The following is a 15,155-nucleotide window of genomic DNA, read 5'->3' on the forward strand; positions in this document are numbered from 1 at the left end:
CCCCGCTGAAAGCAAAAAGCCGGCTTATTGAGCCGGCTTTTTTTATTTGCACTTGGACTCGGGTGTCTCAGGCCCCGGCTTCGGCCTTGGCCAGCAGTTCATGCCAGTAATTCAGCACCAGTTTCTGATCGTCGTCGTTCAGCTCGCCGCTCAGAATGGCCTGGTTGAGGCTGGTTTTCACCCGCGCCTTGACGTCACGCAGATGATTGCGACCGGCGATCTCGCTTTGCGCCACCGCCAGGGTAATGTGTCCGCGCAGGTAGCCACCGGCGAACAGCTGATCCGGCGTGGCATCGGCCACCTTGCTATCGATTTCATTCAGCAGCCGTTGTTCAAATTCAAAAATGTTCATTCATTTGCCTCGTATTCCGGGTTTGCCACCCGTACCAGCACTTCATCATGGTAGCCAGTGATCACCCGCATCAGGCCGCCAAGTTCGCGGTCCAGGGCGGGATCATTGGTGTCGACTCGCAGCGGGCGCCCGTTCAGCGAGCTGAGCTTGGACTTGGTCGCCAGCAGCCAGATATTGTCACGCCCCACGGCGCGGATCACCGCAGGGCTAAGCTGCTGATTGCCACGGCCAAATACATGGCCCTGGCCCCCGATCAGGGTGATCACCAGCTTGCAGTTTTTGTCCCTGATGTATTCATACAGGCCCTGGGCATCCAGATCCGAGGCAATGAGTTGTTTTTGATAAACCAGATCCACCCCCAGCAGGGTGTTGTCGAGCCCCAGCCGCTCCATCACCGCCGCCACCGTGCTGCCCGAGCCCATGATGAAGTAACAGTCGTCTTCCTCCTCCATGCGCTCGATCACCTCGTCGGCGATGTCGGTGAGCACCAGCTCTGCGGATTCCTTGCCGGCCACCTTCACCGCCTGCACATAGCTGAGCTCACCGGGAATAAGCATTTCACCGTAACGGCGGGCGCGCACCCGGCCCTCGCGAAAGGCGGACTCATCAATGTCCATCACGTCCGCTGCCACCAGGCTGACCGGCTCGCCCCGCACCAGTTTGGCCAGCAACCGGCCGGTACCGGCGGGGGTGACGCCGTACACCCCGGAGTGAATTTTCACCCCGGCGGGAATACCGAGCACACACAACTGCTCGGGGGCCACGGCACAGATATCCCGGGCGGTGCCGTCGCCGCCGGCAAACAGCAACAGATCAATGCCCTGCGCCACCAGGCTGGCCACCGCGGCCTGCGTATCGGCGGCGGTGGTGGGCTGGCCCGGCTGGTGGCACACCTCAAAGGGCAGCCCCAGCTCCCGGCACAGGCTTTCCCCCATGTCGCCGGCCACGGTGTAGATGCAAAACCGGTCTTTCAGTGCACTCAGCTCGGCCAGGGCCAGGCCACTGCGCTGCCGGGCGCGGGGCTCGGCCCCCCGGGCCAGGGCCTCGGCGGCCAGACCGTCACTGCCCTTCAAGGCGACACTGCCCCCAAGGCCGGCCAGGGGGTTGATAATCAGTCCGATCCTGAACATGGGTGCTCCTTAAACAAAGTCAGTGGTGCTGAGCGGCGGCCGCTGGTAATGCCGTTGCAACTCGGCCATGAAGGTCTGCGCCCGGGGCGGAAAACCGGTGTCGAGGTAGGAAAGCGCCTGCTCCCGCACTCGGGCACGAAAGGCGTGCCGGTCCGGCTCGACGGTGCCGTTGAGGTTGTCGCAGCTAACGTTAAAGGGAAAACCGCAACTGGCCGACAGCGCCCACTCAATGGCCTGGGGCTTGACCTCCACCGCTTCGAATGCCGCCTGGGTCTCGGCGTCGCGACCGTCGGGATGGTACCAGTAGCCGTAATCCGGCAACTGCCGGCGAGCTTCACCGGCCAGCAACCAGTGTGCCACCTCGTGCAGGGCGCTGGCGAAAAAACCGTGGGCAAACACAATGCGATGATACGCCACCGTATCATCGGCCGGCAGGTAGATGGGCTCGTCGTCGCCCAGCTCAAGACGGGTGTTATGGGAAGCAAAGAAGGTGTGATCAAACAGGGAGATCAAGTCCCGGTAACAAAACGACATAATAATGGCGGCCCTCCGTTGGGCCGCTATTCTACCCGTTGGCCGCGGGCAAACAAGGGGGCTTCGCGCTCAAAATGGGCCCGGCATTGGCCAGGCCCCTGAAGACTCAGCGCAACTGCGGGGTTCCGGTGTGCACACCGGCGTTCTGGGCCCGGTTCAGTAACAGGTGATCCAGCAGCACAATGGCCATCATGGCCTCGGCAATGGGCACGGCACGAATGCCCACGCAGGGATCGTGGCGGCCCCGGGTCACCATTTCGGTGGCGTTGCCGTCCTTGTCGATGGTCTTGCCCGGCACCATGATGCTGGAGGTGGGCTTGAGCGCAATGCTGGCGACAATGTCCTGGCCGCTGGAAATGCCGCCCAGAATGCCGCCGGCATGGTTGCTGGCAAAGCCGTCCGGCGTCAGCTCGTCACGGTGCTCGGAGCCCTTTTGCTCAACCACGTCAAAGCCGTCACCGATCTCCACACCCTTGACCGCGTTGATGCCCATCAGGGCATGGGCGATGTCGGCGTCGAGGCGGTCAAACACCGGCTCCCCCAGGCCCACGGGCACCCCGGTGGCCACCACCTGGATTTTGGCGCCAATGGAATTGCCTTCCTTTTTCAGCTCGCGCATGTACTCATCCAGCGCCTCCAGCTTGCCGGCATCGGCAAAAAAGAAGGGGTTGGTTTCGATAATGCGGCGGTCAAAGGCCTCGGCTCTGATGGGCCCAAGCTGGGTCAGGTGGGCATAAATGGACACACCGAACTGGGCCAGCACCTTCTTGGCGATGGCACCGGCGGCCACCCGCATGGCGGTTTCCCGGGCCGAAGAGCGGCCGCCACCCCGGTAGTCGCGAATACCGTATTTCTGGTGATAGGTGTAATCGGCGTGGCCCGGACGGAACACGTCCTTGATGGCAGAGTAGTCCTTGGAGCGCTGATCGGTATTTTCAATCAGCAGGCCAATGGCGGTACCTGTGGTCTTGCCTTCAAATACACCGCTCAGAATTTTGACCTCGTCCGCTTCCCGCCGCTGGGTGGTAAAGCGCGAGGTGCCGGGCTTGCGGCGATCGAGATCCTGCTGCAGATCCGCCTCGGTCAGCGCCACCCCCGGCGGTACCCCGTCGACCACCGCCCCCAGGGCCAGGCCGTGGCTTTCGCCAAAGGTGGAGACGCGAAAGAGGGTTCCTATACTGTTCCCTGCCATGAATGTTTTCCTTACAACGTAATGATTAAAACTGGTCTTTATGCGGCAGCAGATCCCGCCGGCTGATCACGAACACGCCATGGCCACCCTGTTCGAACTCCACCCACGACAGCGGCAGCTCGGGAAAAGCGAATTCCATGTGGATTTGGCTGTTGCCCACTTCCACCACCAGCACACCATCGTCGGTGAGAAAGTCACAGGCCTGGGCCAGCAAACGGCGGGTAAAGTCGAGACCGTCGGCCCCCGAGGCCAGCGCCAGCTCGGGCTCATGCCGGAACTCCTCGGGCAGATCACTCATGTCTTCCTCGTCCACATAGGGCGGGTTGGCCACGATCAGATCGTACTTGTCGCCGAGGGGCAGCGCCGAAAACAGATCCGACTCGATGGGGATCACCTGCTGCTCCAGGCCGTGGTTCTGAATGTTGATTTCGGCCACGTCGAGGGCATCGCGGGAAATGTCGAGGGCATCCACTTCCGCCTCGGGAAAGGCATGGGCCAGGGCAATGGCGATGCAGCCGGAGCCGGTGCACATGTCCATGATGCGCGCCGGCTCATGGGCCAGCCAGGGCGCAAAGCGGGTGTCGATTAGCTCGGCGATGGGCGAGCGCGGGATCAATACCCGCTCGTCCACATAAAACTCGTAGCCGGCAAACCAGGCGGTGTGGGTGATGTAGGGGGTGGGCAGGCGCTCTTCCACCCGGCGACGAATGGCCTCAAGCAGCACGCGGCGCTCGGCGGGCACCAACCGGGCGTCCCTGGCCTGGGGCGGGCAGTCGAGGGGCAGGTGCAACAGCGGCAGCACCAGTTGCACCGCATCGTCCCAGGCGTTGTCGGTACCGTGGCCGTAAAACAGGCCCGCCTGCTGAAAGCGGCTGGCGGCAAAGCGCAGCCAGTCACCCATGGTGTGCAGCTCGGTGAGCGCCTCGTCGTTAAAAAGCGTGTCCAAAACCCCTCCGCCTCGTTAAAATGGCTGTTTTTTGATTGACTGAGCGAACATGACCGCCTCATCCTCTCCCGAAGACGACAACACGCTGTTTATGGAAGCGATGAAGGGTGTCCGCAAATTGAAGCAGGATACCATAAGTCCGCGCCGGGCGCCGGTCAAGGTGAAAGCCATTCGGGCCACCGAGCGCAAGGACAGGGCCGAGGCCCATCCGTTTTCCGACCTGTATGAACCCTGGCTGGATCAGGAAGGGCCCACCCGCTTTCGCGCCGACGAAGCCTCGGCCTTTGAGTTGAAGCGGCTGCGCCGGGGGGATCATGTGCCCGAGCTGTTTCTGGACCTGCACGGCCTGACCCAGGAAGAAGCCAAGCAGGAGCTGTCTGCCCTGTTACTGGCGGCCCGCCGTAATAACGTGCACTGCGTGTCCATCATGCACGGCCATGGCAAGCACATTCTCAAGCAACGCCTGCCCATGTGGCTGGCCCAGCATCCTCAGGTGCTGGCCTTTCATCAGGCCACCCGGGAATGGGGGGGCAATGCCGCCCTGCTGGTCTTGCTGAAAACCGTGCTGTAAAACGCAAAAAACCGGGCGAGTGCCCGGCCTTGTCATGATTCGAATTCCCGCGGTTTTCAGGCGGCGGGTTGCGGCGTGTTCAGCCGGCCGATCAGCCGGTTGATTTCGCTGACGGTTTCACGATGGCGGGCATCCGCCTGCTCGGGCATGATCAGCACGCCCCGGGCGTAGCTGTAGGCACCACGACCGTGAATGTAGAGCCTGCCCTTGAAAAAGGTTTTCACATACTTTGCGATTAACAAAGGCTGATACTTGTTAAAGATCCGCATTTTCTTTTACCTCTGCCTTCTTATCTGTGCTCGTATTATTATTGACTTGCTGTTTAGCCCATGGAGCCGCAGAGCGGCCAGGGCCGTGGATGATAGGGACGAATGCTGTGTGGCCCTTCAAGCCAGTTGAACAGACCGCCATGCCCCTTATCCAGGGTAATTTTGGCTACCCCGGCGGTGACGAACACCGGTGCCAGTGTACCCGGGCACAGGCTTTCGACCAGAAAACCAACCAGGGGCATGTGGCTGACCACCAGCAGGTTTTGGTCCTGCTCCGGCCCGCCATAAGCCAGTAACAGGCTGGCGGTGATGTCGGCATCGGCGTCGGGCAACAGCTCGTCGCAATACTCCACCCGGGAGCCCGCAATAAAACGGGACAACTGCTGCCAGGTTTGCTGGCTGCGAACGTAAGGACTAACCAGCACCCTGTCGAATGCCGGCACCTGTGGCGCCAGCCATTGCGCCATCAGGCATACTTCCTCGCATCCCTGCTCGGTTAAGGGCCTCAACGCATCGTTGGATGCCTGTAGCGCAGCCTGACCATGACGCATGATAAAGATGTTCATCTCCACCTCACCTTCAGGCGAACCCGCCTTGAAAAAATGGCGGGCATCATACCCCTGCGACCAGTGTCGCTCAAGGATCCAGCTCACTATTTATGCAGCCAGGTGAATCCCCAATATCATTATCACTCTTATAACATATATAGAACATTCCAATGACAATATTCATTCGCCCATCGGTGCGTTTGGCTAAAACGCAAGCGAGGACATCCTGCCCCGGCCGAATGACGCTTTGATGACGTTCAAAAAAAAACTGGCCGAAAGCGGCCAGTTGAAAATCACATACTAACGAGTGAACAGAAACCAGAATCTGAGACCACCCCCCGGTGATGCTCAGTCTGCTGACGTGGCGTCAACATGGGAAAGGTTACTGCATTGGCGCAGACGCCGCTTGATCTCGGTCAACAAAGGGTCATCCCTTGCGTTTATCGAGCCACATCAGGATCAGGCAGGCAGCCACCGACACGGCGATAAAACCAAACAGAAAGATTAACGGCATGGCCGCATAGCCCAGCACGTTCCACACGAGTTTTTCCATTGCACTCATAATTCAGCTCCAGACAGCACCGTACATGAGAGTGTAGCAATACCTGCTCCGGCAGAGTTGAGCAGGATCAATCAGGCCCTGAGCAGGGCGTAACGAAGCCCCCGGGCGCACAGCAGTGACCAGCGGCGGCGCGCCATGAACATGGGCAACACGGCCGGGCCAAACAAACAGCCCAGCATGGCCCAGCGGCGCGGGGGCAGCGCGCTTTGCAGGGCAGCAATATAAAACAACAGCCCGCACAGCGGGGCCAGCAGCATAAGGGCAACGTACATGGTGAACCTCCTGAGTGGCGAATATTAACACAATTTCCCGGTTGAATGTCAGGCCATGGCGGTGCACCCTTGCTCTATGCTTTGAGGTATCCTGCACTGGCCATTCGGCCGGTGTCATCGGTCAGCCAGGAGGCGCTTATGCCCTATCGCAACATTCTGGTCGCGCTGGAGCTTAACCACAGGGAAAAACCCTTGCTCAAACGGGCGGCGGATCTGGCCGAGTGTTACCAGGCGGCGCTGCACCTGGTACATGTAGAGCCGGATCTGAGTGGTGTATACGTCGGCAGCCTGAACATGGACTTGCGTCAGCTGAAAATGAAGCTTCGCCTGGAAAGCGGTCACGAGCTGATGCGCCTGTTGCAGGATGCCCAACAACAGGTGGCGAGTGTGTCCCTGCCCAGCGGCGACGTGCGCCAGGCGGTGCGGCTGGCAGTCAAGCAAACCGGGGCCGACTTGCTGATCTGCGGCCACCGGCCTCATCACCGCTTCTGGGGGCACCTGTTTTCCAACAGCGTCAGTTTTCTCGATATCAGTGACTGCGATCTGCTGGTGGTCAAACTGGATGCCACTACCGCAGACAAAACCCCTGGCGCTTCAAAAAATCCAGCATAAAGGGACGCGCTTCCCTGGCCAGGGTCGCGGCGATTTGCCCGGTCCAGGTCATGTCCTTGTTGCCGCCGGTACGGGTCTGGTAGTAATGCCGCACCCGGGCGTCGTATTCTGTCATTTGTTGCTCATCGGGCTCGGCCTGGTAGCGGTTTTCCATAAACACCATGGATGACGGCAGCCGCGGCTTGGGCTCGGGATCCTGAGCCGGATGCCCCAGACAGAGGCCAAACAGGGGGATCACCCCCTGCGGCAGTCCCAGCAAGTCACTCAGTTCGTGAGGCTGGTTGCGTACCGCGCCGATAAACACCCCGCCCAACCCCAGTGATTCGGCGGCGGTGATGGCGTTCTGCCCCATCAGCGCGGTGTCGATGGCGCCGATCAGCAGTTGTTCGGCAAACCCGGTTTTGGCCTCGGGTACCCAGTGCAGGTGACGATGAAAATCGGCACAGAACACCCAGAACTCGGCGGCGCCGGCCACATAGGCCTGATCGCCGCACAAGGCCATCACTTGCTGGCGCAGGGTTCTGTCGGTAATACGCACCACGCTGGATGCCTGTAAAAAGCTGGAGCTCGACGCCGACTGGGCGGCCGCCATGATGGCGGCTAACTGACTGGTACTGATGGCCTTATCGGTAAATTTGCGAATGGATCTATGATGGCGCATCACCTCGATGGTGCTTGTCATTTCTACCTCTGGTTCTCGGTCTGTGTGTATCATCACCTTAAGGAAACCAACGGGGAATGGAAAGCCACGTGAAGCCAACCCGGCACATTGAACCCATGTCGCGCCGCCACGGCCCGGCCCTGAGCCTGGCCGGCGCCGCCGGCATACTGGTGCTGCTGCCCCTGCTCTACTGGCTCGGTGATCGTGGTCAGCTGGTGCTGATGTTTTTGTTGCTGACCTGCCTGGTCACCCTGGTGCTGGGGCTGCTCAAGCTGCGTGAGCCGGTATACAGTTTTTCCCTCAGTGAAGACAACCTGCACTTCCATCACCGCATCGGCGGCTGGAGCCTGCACTGGAGCAATATTGTTCGCATTGATCAGCCCAGGGTCAACAGTGGCCTGGAGCTGGTGCCCCTGCCCTATGTGGGCATCAAGATTCGGGATTACGACGAATTCCTGCCGCTGATGACTCCCCGGCTGATTGTGCACCTGCTGACCGAGCAACGCCCGCTGCTGGCAATGGGGGTGCGTTTTGGCGCCATCGACCGTGCCCGACTGCACGACTGGCTGATTGAGGACAATCACTACCGCTCTGCCGGCGGCCACCACTACCGGGGCCTGGCGGCCATGCTGGGACACCGCATGAGCCACCTGCGCGAGCTTTACGGCTATGATCTGCTGGTGCACGAGTCCAACCTGGACAGGGACACACCCGACTTTGTGCAATTGCTGCGTCATTACCTTGCCCAGGGGGTTGGGGCCCTTTCCTGAGCCGCCTGAAATGGGCACAATGGAGCTTCTGTTTATCCCTGACCGACACCGCCATGAAACATCTCGACGCCCTTTCTCTTTTCGTCAAGGTTGTACAACAGGGCGGTTTTTCCCATGCCGCCGCCCGGCTGGGCATGCCCACCGCCACCCTGAGCCGGCGTATCTCCGCCCTGGAGCAGGCGCTGGGCTGCAAGTTGCTGAGCCGTACCACCCGCAAACTGCAGCTGACCGAAGAAGGCCGGCGTTACTATGAACGGCTCAATCCGCTGCTCAGCGAGATGGAGCAGGTGACCGGCGACATTCAGGGCCAGAGCCAGACCATGAGTGGCCTTATCAAGGTGGCGGCCCCCATCGCCATCTCCAACACTTTTCTGATGGACGGCATCACCGAGTTCTGCCTGCAATATCCGCAAATTCGCATCGAACTGTTGCAAAGCAACGACTATACCAGCCTGCTGGATACGGATCTGGATGTGGTGTTTTTCAGTGGCGAACTGCCCGACTCCAGCCTGCGCTCCCGCCAGTTGGGCGAGGTGCAATACGGCCTGTTCGCCGCCCCCCGCTATCTGGCCCAAAAGGGCGAGCTGCACAGCCCGGAAGAGCTGGATCAGCACCACATCATTCAGTGCTGGCCTCATCGCAACTGGCAGCTGACCGACAGCCAGGGCCGGCGCTTTCACCTGAAGCCGGTACCGCGACTGTCGGTGAACCAGATGCAGGCGGCGGTCAAGGCCGCCCTGCGCAGCCTGGGCATCGTGAACGTGCCCCGCCATTATGTGGCCCATTACACCGAAGCGGGGTTATTGCAGCCGGTGTTGCCGGGCTGGCTGGGCGGCAAGCGGCCCTTTCACATGGTCTATCACAACCGGGAGCTGGCCCCGGTGCGGCTAAATACCTTTATCGAGTTTATCGATCAGCACATGCGCAGCCGGCTGGCATCAACCTGGGTCACAATGGGGGAAGGAAAGCAGGAATAGCGGGCAAAAAAATGGGCAGTATTCCTGCCCGACTCCACTAACAAAAGATACTAAGTAAGCTTTGAGCACAAGGTAACACAGGCCCTCTGTGTTAATTAGTCGTTATTTTGCAAAACGAAATATGTGATTATTCCATTTTTGCAATAATCATTCTGCCAGATCCTGCTCCCAGACAATCACCTGCTCCTTGGGCCAGCGTTGATCCAGATCCCCATATTGCTGCTCCAGCAAGTGGCGCTTGATCTTGAGGGTGGGCGTCAGAATGTCGTTTTCCACCGTCCAGGCTTCTTTCATGACCAGTATGCCGCCCAGTCGCTGATGGCTTTCCAGGCCGCGGTTGATGTGCCCCAGCGTTTCCGACAGGGCGCTTGTCACCTGCTCCCGGCCCTGACCGGCACCGCCTTCCGCCAGTTGCACCAGGGCCATGGGCTGGGCCTGGCCGCTCCCCACCACACACACCTGCTCGATCAGGCTGTTTTCAATCAACATGGATTCAATAGGCACAGGAAGCACATACTTGCCCTTGGCAGTCTTGAAAGCGTCCTTGAGCCGGCCGGTAATGGTCAGGTAGCCTTCGTCGTCCAGTCGGCCCTGATCGCCGGTGTGCAGCCAGCCCTCGCGCAGCGTCTTCTCGGTGGCTTCCTTGTTCTTGTAATAGCCCTGCATCATGCCGGCGCAGCGGCACAGTATTTCGCCGTCGTCGGCAATGCGGATTTCCACCCCGGCACCGGCCTTGCCCACGGTGCCGATTTTGTCGGAGCGAAACGGATAATTGAGCGTGGAATAGGCCAGGTTCTCGGTCATGCCCCAGGCCTCGGTAATGGGCATGTCGAGCCGTTCGTACCAGCGCAGCAGCGACGGCGACACCGGCGCCGATCCGCAGCCGAGAATGCGCGCCTGATCAAGGCCCAGGCCGGCCCTGATTTTTTTCTTGACCAGACCCGACAGCAGCGGAATACGCAGCAACAGCTTCAGTCTGGACTCGGGCACCTTTTCCAGAATGCCGCTGCGGAAATTGGTCCACAGCCTGGGTACCGAGATAAACACCGTGGGGGAAATGGTTTTCACGTCGTCAACAAAGGTCGGCAGGCTGTGGGCAAACCCCACCAGGGTGCCGGCGTAGAGGCTGGCGCCCAGCACGTAGACCCGTTCGGTAATATGGGCCAGCGGCAGGTAGGAAAAGGCCCTGTCTGCGGCGTTGAGCCCGGTGGTTTCCAGAATGCCCCGGCAGGCGGCGGCATAGGCGCCATGGGTGATCATCACCCCCTTGGGCTGGCCGGTGCTGCCCGAGGTGTAGACCAGGGTCATCAGGGTGTCGGGCTCGGGTACCGGCCGTTCTGCCATGGGCTCGTATACCAGCAGGCTGTCCCAGTGATGGTGTGTTTCCACCGGGGTGGCGTAGGGCATGGCCAGGCGAATCAGCCCGTCGGGAATGCCCGGCTCCTGGGCCGCCGGATCGTCCAGTTTGCCGATAAACAGCGCCCGGCTTTCGCTGTGCTCCAGCACATAGCGCACGGTATCGGCCCCGGCGGTGGGGTAAATGGGCACGCTGATGTACCCCCCCATCTGCAGGGCAAAATCACAGATAAACCACTCGGCGCAGTTCTTTGACAGCAGGGCAACCTTGTCTCCCGGCTTCAGGCCAAGCCGGCGCAGCCCCGACACCAGCCGGGCGGCCATCTCCAGCACCGAACCCCAGCTGTGATCATGCCAGTGATCCTCCCTGCGCTGACGCAGGTAAATCTCCTTCGGGCGCTGCTCGGCCCAGTGATACAACATTTGCAATGGCAGTGTACGGGCAGAAGTAGTCATAACAGTCCTTGTTCAGGCGAACCACTGCACCAAGTATTGCAAACATTTTTCCAGGCGACAGCCTTTATATCGCCAGGTCACTGATAGCGTTGAAAAAACCGGCAATCAGCCGTGTTCCTGCACAAAGCCGGCAAGGTCCTCGGCGGGCAGCGGCCGGCTGTACCAGTATCCCTGAATGGCGTCACAGCCCTTGCGCTGCAGGGTATTCAGCTGCTCCTCGGTCTCCACCCCTTCGGCAATGGTGCTCATGCCCAGGTTGCGGGCCATGTGAATAATGGCGTTCACGATGGTTTTGTCTTCATGGTTGTGGGTGACCTCGTCGATAAAGGACTTGTCTATCTTGATCTTGTCTACCGAGAAGCGCTTGAGGTAGCTCATGGAGGAATAGCCGGTACCAAAATCGTCGATGGAAATCCGAAACCCGGCGGCGCTGAGACGGCCGATCTTTTCGCCGGTGTCTTCCGGGTTGATCATGGCCACCGACTCGGTCAGCTCCAGATCGAGGGCTGATGCTGGCACACCACTGGCCTCGACCCGGGCCTGAAGATCGCGCACAAAATTCGGTTGCACCAGCTGCACCGCCGACACATTCACCGCGATGGTGAGCTCTGTCCAGCCCGCCCGGCGCAGCGCCGCCAGCTGCTCCAGTACTCGCTCGATCACCCACCAGCCAATACTGACCATCAGGCCGTTCTGCTCCGCCAGGGGAATAAACTCGGCCGGCGACACCAGGCCCCAGTCGGGGTGGCGCCAGCGCAGCAGGGCCTCGGCGCCGGTCATGCGATTGCGCTGCAGATCAAGCTGGGGCTGGTAGGCCAGCGTCAGCTCGTTGCCGGCCAGGGCATTCTTCAGGGCGGTGGCCAGGGCCAGAGCCCGCTCGCTGTGTTTTTGCATCTCGGGAGCATAAAAGCGCAGGCCGTTGCGCCCGTCCTGCTTGACCCTGTACATGGCCAGCTCCGCCGCCTTGAACAGCGCCACGGCGGTATCCCCGTCGTGGGGAAAGGTGGCAATGCCCAGCGAGGCGCTGAGCGACAACGGGTTATCATGCAGCGTTACCGGCTGCTGCACACGCTGCAGCACCCGCTCGGCCAGCAGCGCCACCGACTCCTGCTCACGGCCCTCCACCGCCAGCACAAAACTGTCCCCCTCGGGGCGACCAATCAGGCTGCCCGGCGCCAGCAACGCCCTCAGGCGGTTGGAAATATCCACCAGCAGCTCGTCACCGGCCACGTAGCCAAGGGTGTCATTGACCGACTTGAAATTATCGAGATCCAGCCACAGCAGCGACAAGCGCTCGCCCCGCAACCGAGTCCGGGCCATCTGCTGGACCAGTTGCTGCTCAAAGGCGTGTTTGTTGAGCACCCCGGTGAGCTGATCGAACTGGGACAACTGGCGCAGCCGCTCCTCGTTTTCCCGGTGTTGAGTGATGTCTTCCTTGTGGGCCACGTAGTTGACCACCCTGCCGGTCCCATCACTGATGGGATAAATGGAGGCACTTTCAATATACAGGCTGCCGTTGCGGCGACGGTTGATCAGCTCTCCTTTCCAGGGCTGACCCTGGTTAAGGCAGGCCCACATCTCCTGGTAAACCCTGTGCTCGGTTTTGCCCGACTTCAGCATTTTCGGATTGTGACCCATGACCTCGTCGGCGGCATAGCCACTGATCCGGGTAAACGCCCGGTTGACGAACTGGATGCGCACCCGATCATCGGTAATGATGACTGGGTAGGGATTTTGCTCCAGCGCCGTTGACAACAGCTGGATAAGCCTGTGCTGACGACACTGGCTGAGCTGGCTCCACAGGGTACTGGCCAGCATGTGGAGGGTGTCGCGCTGCTGCTCTCCGTAGCCGCCGGGCCGGCCCGACACGCTGATCACCAGGCCTGCTCCGTCCTGGCCCTGGACCGGCAGGCTGAGACCATGCCGTCCTTCTGTCCAGCCGACCACCTGCCCGCTGCCGGCGGCCTGTTGCCAGGGCGCAACACCGCCCCCTGCGGGCTCGGCCTGCACCCCAAAACGAATGGGGGACTCCCGCAAAACGCCGCCGGGCCCGCTCAGATGGATAAGCGCTCCGTCACTACCGGTCAGCACCGCCGCCTGTTGCGCGCCACAGAGCAGTAAATGCTGCTCGTCGCGCTCCCGGGCCAGGTTGTTGAACAGCAACAGGGCACTGTTTAAACGGGTTTCATGAAGAATGCGGGTTTCGTTTGCCACCTGCCGGCTGATGTCCCGGGACAGCACCAGAAAACGGCTCTCGCCATCATGTTGCTTTTTGGACACCGACAGCCCCAGGTCACGGCCGTTTGCCCCCTCGCCCGCCCGCAGGCGAATATCATGGACCACGCCCTCCCGCTCGGCATTGCGCAGGGCATCGAAAAAGACCCTTGCGGCCGGCGCTGACAGCCAGTCCCGCACTCGGGCACGGGGCCCTGCCTGCATCGCCGGAACGCCGCCCGAATCACCGCCGGCGTAAACCGACAGGATCTCTCCCTGCGCCGTCACCTCAAACAGGGAGTCTGGCAGGGCGTCCATGGTGGCCTGCAACCGTGAGCGGGCATCGTGCAGCTGCTGGTAAGGCTCGTAGACCATTTCGCGAAACAGCGCCCGGCACAAAAACCCGTAGGTAATGATTTTGTAAAGGTGGCCCAGTACGTTGTTGGCGTCGGTAAAGTCGATGTAGGCGGTAAAAAAGTACTCTCCCATCGCCATGATGATGGCGGAGACGGCCAGATACAGGTAACCGAGAAAGCCCTCGGTACGGTAGCGGTTAACCAGCCCGAACGCGGCCAGCACATGGGCACCGATAATGACGTATTCAAAGCGCACCTTGAAGTCGGTCAAGCCCTGGCCCACCACATAGGTGGCGGGAACCCGTTCGGGCAACAGGAAAAACCAGCCATGTACCAGCGCGACCAGGGCCAGCATCAGTAGCAGCAGCGTCCGGCGCTGGCCGGCGGTGGCCCGTTTTTCCATCAGGGACGGCAGCAAGGCCACGTAAAGCAGCACCGCCGCCGTGAGTGCGCGCGCCGCCAGCCAGAAGTTGATGGCCTTGTCCGGGGTGTTGGGAGTAACAAAGTCCGGGAGTTGCTGGTAGGACAAGACATGGGAAAGATCGAGCAGGCCGATGCCCAGAAACCCGATACCGATCACCAGGCTCTGCCAGGAAGGCCGGTAGCGCTGGGTAACCCAGGCCATGCCAAAGATCATCATGGCGATGGCAAAGGCCGACACTTCAAAAATGATGTTCAACGGCAGGTAATGGAGCAGAAACTCGACCCGTTGAAATACGGGCAGCCACTGGGACAACCCCAGGATCAGCGCCAGCAGCACAATCCAACAACAGCTCTTGATCACTTCCCGATGGTGTCTGTGTTGTGCAGACACCGGCAATCGCTCACTCACCCATTCCCCTCCTGAACCAAACGCCATCTCCATCCCCGGCACACAGGGGTTCCATATGGATTAAGGCGGCCATATTGGCACAAAAAGAGAGGTTTTTTTAAGAAGCCAGCCGGCCTGAGGAAGGTAAAAGTGAGTTTTCACGCGTTTCGGCGATCAATTGACCATCCGCGGGGAAGTACGTCCGCCCCGCACGGCGAACCAAAACGAAAAAGCCCAAGTATTTAAAATACTTGGGCTTAAGTCTGGCGGTGAGGGAGGGATTCGAACCCTCGATACGTTGCCGTATACACACTTTCCAGGCGTGCTCCTTCAGCCACTCGGACACCTCACCAAATTTTATGCAAAATTTTATTCAGTAGTGTTAGCTTCACTCTGAGCTGCAGGCCTGCGCCTTGTCAGCGGGGCGTATAGTAGGCAAGGCCAGCGCCGGGTGCAACCCTTTTTCTTTGCTTGCGATTCCGTTTGCACATTATTGCGTCACCCCCTCGCACCGGCCTCGCGACGGGCGACGATGGCTATCGACTCTGGCATAATGGACGACCGTT

General features: G+C 60.4%; 16 protein-coding genes and 1 tRNA gene. 4 read left to right on the forward strand and 13 right to left on the reverse strand.

Annotation, left to right across the window (positions count from 1 at the left end):
- Nucleotides 1–67: 67 nt before the first annotated feature.
- From GU3_RS11135 to prmB, 5 genes are all read right to left on the reverse strand, one after another.
- A complete protein-coding gene (locus tag GU3_RS11135) occupies nt 68–352 on the reverse strand; it encodes a YfcL family protein (protein WP_014292638.1) in 285 nt (94 codons plus the stop codon).
- Entirely contained in the window at nt 349–1,482 is a 1,134-nt protein-coding gene (locus GU3_RS11140; protein ID WP_014292639.1) for an ATP-NAD kinase family protein, read from the reverse strand. Before GU3_RS11140 ends, GU3_RS11135 begins: the two co-directional genes overlap by 4 nt.
- A gap of 9 nt (nt 1,483–1,491) precedes the next feature.
- Nucleotides 1,492–2,016, reverse strand: coding sequence for an elongation factor P hydroxylase (locus tag GU3_RS11145; protein ID WP_014292640.1), 525 nt, complete (start codon nt 2,014–2,016; stop codon nt 1,492–1,494).
- A gap of 106 nt (nt 2,017–2,122) precedes the next feature.
- Nucleotides 2,123–3,208 carry a chorismate synthase gene (gene aroC, locus GU3_RS11150; protein ID WP_014292641.1) on the reverse strand — a complete coding sequence of 362 codons (1,086 nt, stop codon included), beginning with the start codon at nt 3,206–3,208 and terminating at the stop codon, nt 2,123–2,125.
- Nucleotides 3,209–3,233: 25 nt separating this feature from the next.
- The gene (prmB, locus tag GU3_RS11155; protein ID WP_014292642.1) at nt 3,234–4,154 is read right to left on the reverse strand and encodes a 50S ribosomal protein L3 N(5)-glutamine methyltransferase; all 921 of its coding nucleotides are present in this window, start codon (nt 4,152–4,154) and stop codon (nt 3,234–3,236) included.
- 49 nt (nt 4,155–4,203) lie between these two features.
- Between prmB and smrB the strand changes: the two genes are divergently transcribed.
- The gene (smrB, locus tag GU3_RS11160) at nt 4,204–4,725 is read left to right on the forward strand and encodes an endonuclease SmrB (RefSeq protein ID WP_014292643.1); all 522 of its coding nucleotides are present in this window, start codon (nt 4,204–4,206) and stop codon (nt 4,723–4,725) included.
- Between the two features lie 56 nt (nt 4,726–4,781).
- Here the strand turns inward: smrB and GU3_RS11165 are convergent, their stop codons facing one another.
- The 4 genes from GU3_RS11165 to GU3_RS11175 form a co-directional block, all read right to left on the reverse strand.
- The gene (locus GU3_RS11165; protein ID WP_014292644.1) at nt 4,782–4,994 is read right to left on the reverse strand and encodes a DUF1107 domain-containing protein; all 213 of its coding nucleotides are present in this window, start codon (nt 4,992–4,994) and stop codon (nt 4,782–4,784) included.
- 53 nt (nt 4,995–5,047) lie between these two features.
- Nucleotides 5,048–5,560 carry a phosphohistidine phosphatase SixA gene (sixA, locus tag GU3_RS11170; RefSeq protein ID WP_050899371.1) on the reverse strand — a complete coding sequence of 171 codons (513 nt, stop codon included), beginning with the start codon at nt 5,558–5,560 and terminating at the stop codon, nt 5,048–5,050.
- A 409-nt stretch (nt 5,561–5,969) separates the two neighbouring features.
- Nucleotides 5,970–6,095 (reverse strand): TIGR02808 family protein, encoded by a 126-nt coding sequence (locus GU3_RS16815; protein WP_237711137.1) that lies wholly within the window; start codon nt 6,093–6,095, stop codon nt 5,970–5,972.
- Nucleotides 6,096–6,175: 80 nt separating this feature from the next.
- Nucleotides 6,176–6,376: a hypothetical protein gene (locus GU3_RS11175; RefSeq protein WP_014292647.1), complete on the reverse strand. Its 201-nt coding sequence runs from the start codon at nt 6,374–6,376 to the stop codon at nt 6,176–6,178.
- A 138-nt stretch (nt 6,377–6,514) separates the two neighbouring features.
- Between GU3_RS11175 and GU3_RS11180 the strand changes: the two genes are divergently transcribed.
- Nucleotides 6,515–6,988 (forward strand): universal stress protein, encoded by a 474-nt coding sequence (locus GU3_RS11180; RefSeq protein ID WP_041543153.1) that lies wholly within the window; start codon nt 6,515–6,517, stop codon nt 6,986–6,988.
- Here the strand turns inward: GU3_RS11180 and nfsA are convergent.
- Complete coding sequence (nfsA, locus tag GU3_RS11185; RefSeq protein WP_014292649.1) at nt 6,945–7,670, reverse strand: oxygen-insensitive NADPH nitroreductase; 726 nt, start codon at nt 7,668–7,670, stop codon at nt 6,945–6,947. The two genes, GU3_RS11180 and nfsA, sit on opposite strands and share 44 nt — an antisense overlap.
- A 56-nt stretch (nt 7,671–7,726) precedes the next feature.
- Here nfsA and GU3_RS11190 point away from each other — a divergent pair, with 56 nt between their 5' ends.
- On the forward strand, nt 7,727–8,419 hold the full coding sequence (locus GU3_RS11190; RefSeq protein ID WP_014292650.1) for a DUF2982 domain-containing protein: 693 nt from the start codon (nt 7,727–7,729) through the stop codon (nt 8,417–8,419).
- Between the two features lie 53 nt (nt 8,420–8,472).
- On the forward strand, nt 8,473–9,396 hold the full coding sequence (locus GU3_RS11195) for a LysR family transcriptional regulator (protein WP_014292651.1): 924 nt from the start codon (nt 8,473–8,475) through the stop codon (nt 9,394–9,396).
- A 147-nt stretch (nt 9,397–9,543) separates the two neighbouring features.
- Here GU3_RS11195 and GU3_RS11200 read toward each other — a convergent pair whose 3' ends face one another.
- The 3 genes from GU3_RS11200 to GU3_RS11210 form a co-directional block, all read right to left on the reverse strand.
- A complete protein-coding gene (locus GU3_RS11200) occupies nt 9,544–11,208 on the reverse strand; it encodes an AMP-binding protein (protein ID WP_041543155.1) in 1,665 nt (554 codons plus the stop codon).
- Between the two features lie 105 nt (nt 11,209–11,313).
- On the reverse strand, nt 11,314–14,610 hold the full coding sequence (locus GU3_RS11205; protein ID WP_237711138.1) for an EAL domain-containing protein: 3,297 nt from the start codon (nt 14,608–14,610) through the stop codon (nt 11,314–11,316).
- Nucleotides 14,611–14,853: 243 nt separating this feature from the next.
- A tRNA-Ser gene (locus GU3_RS11210) sits at nt 14,854–14,941 on the reverse strand.
- Nucleotides 14,942–15,155: the final 214 nt, after the last annotated feature.

This window comes from Oceanimonas sp. GK1, assembly GCF_000243075.1.
In the GTDB taxonomy this organism is placed as follows: Bacteria; Pseudomonadota; Gammaproteobacteria; order Enterobacterales; family Aeromonadaceae; genus Oceanimonas.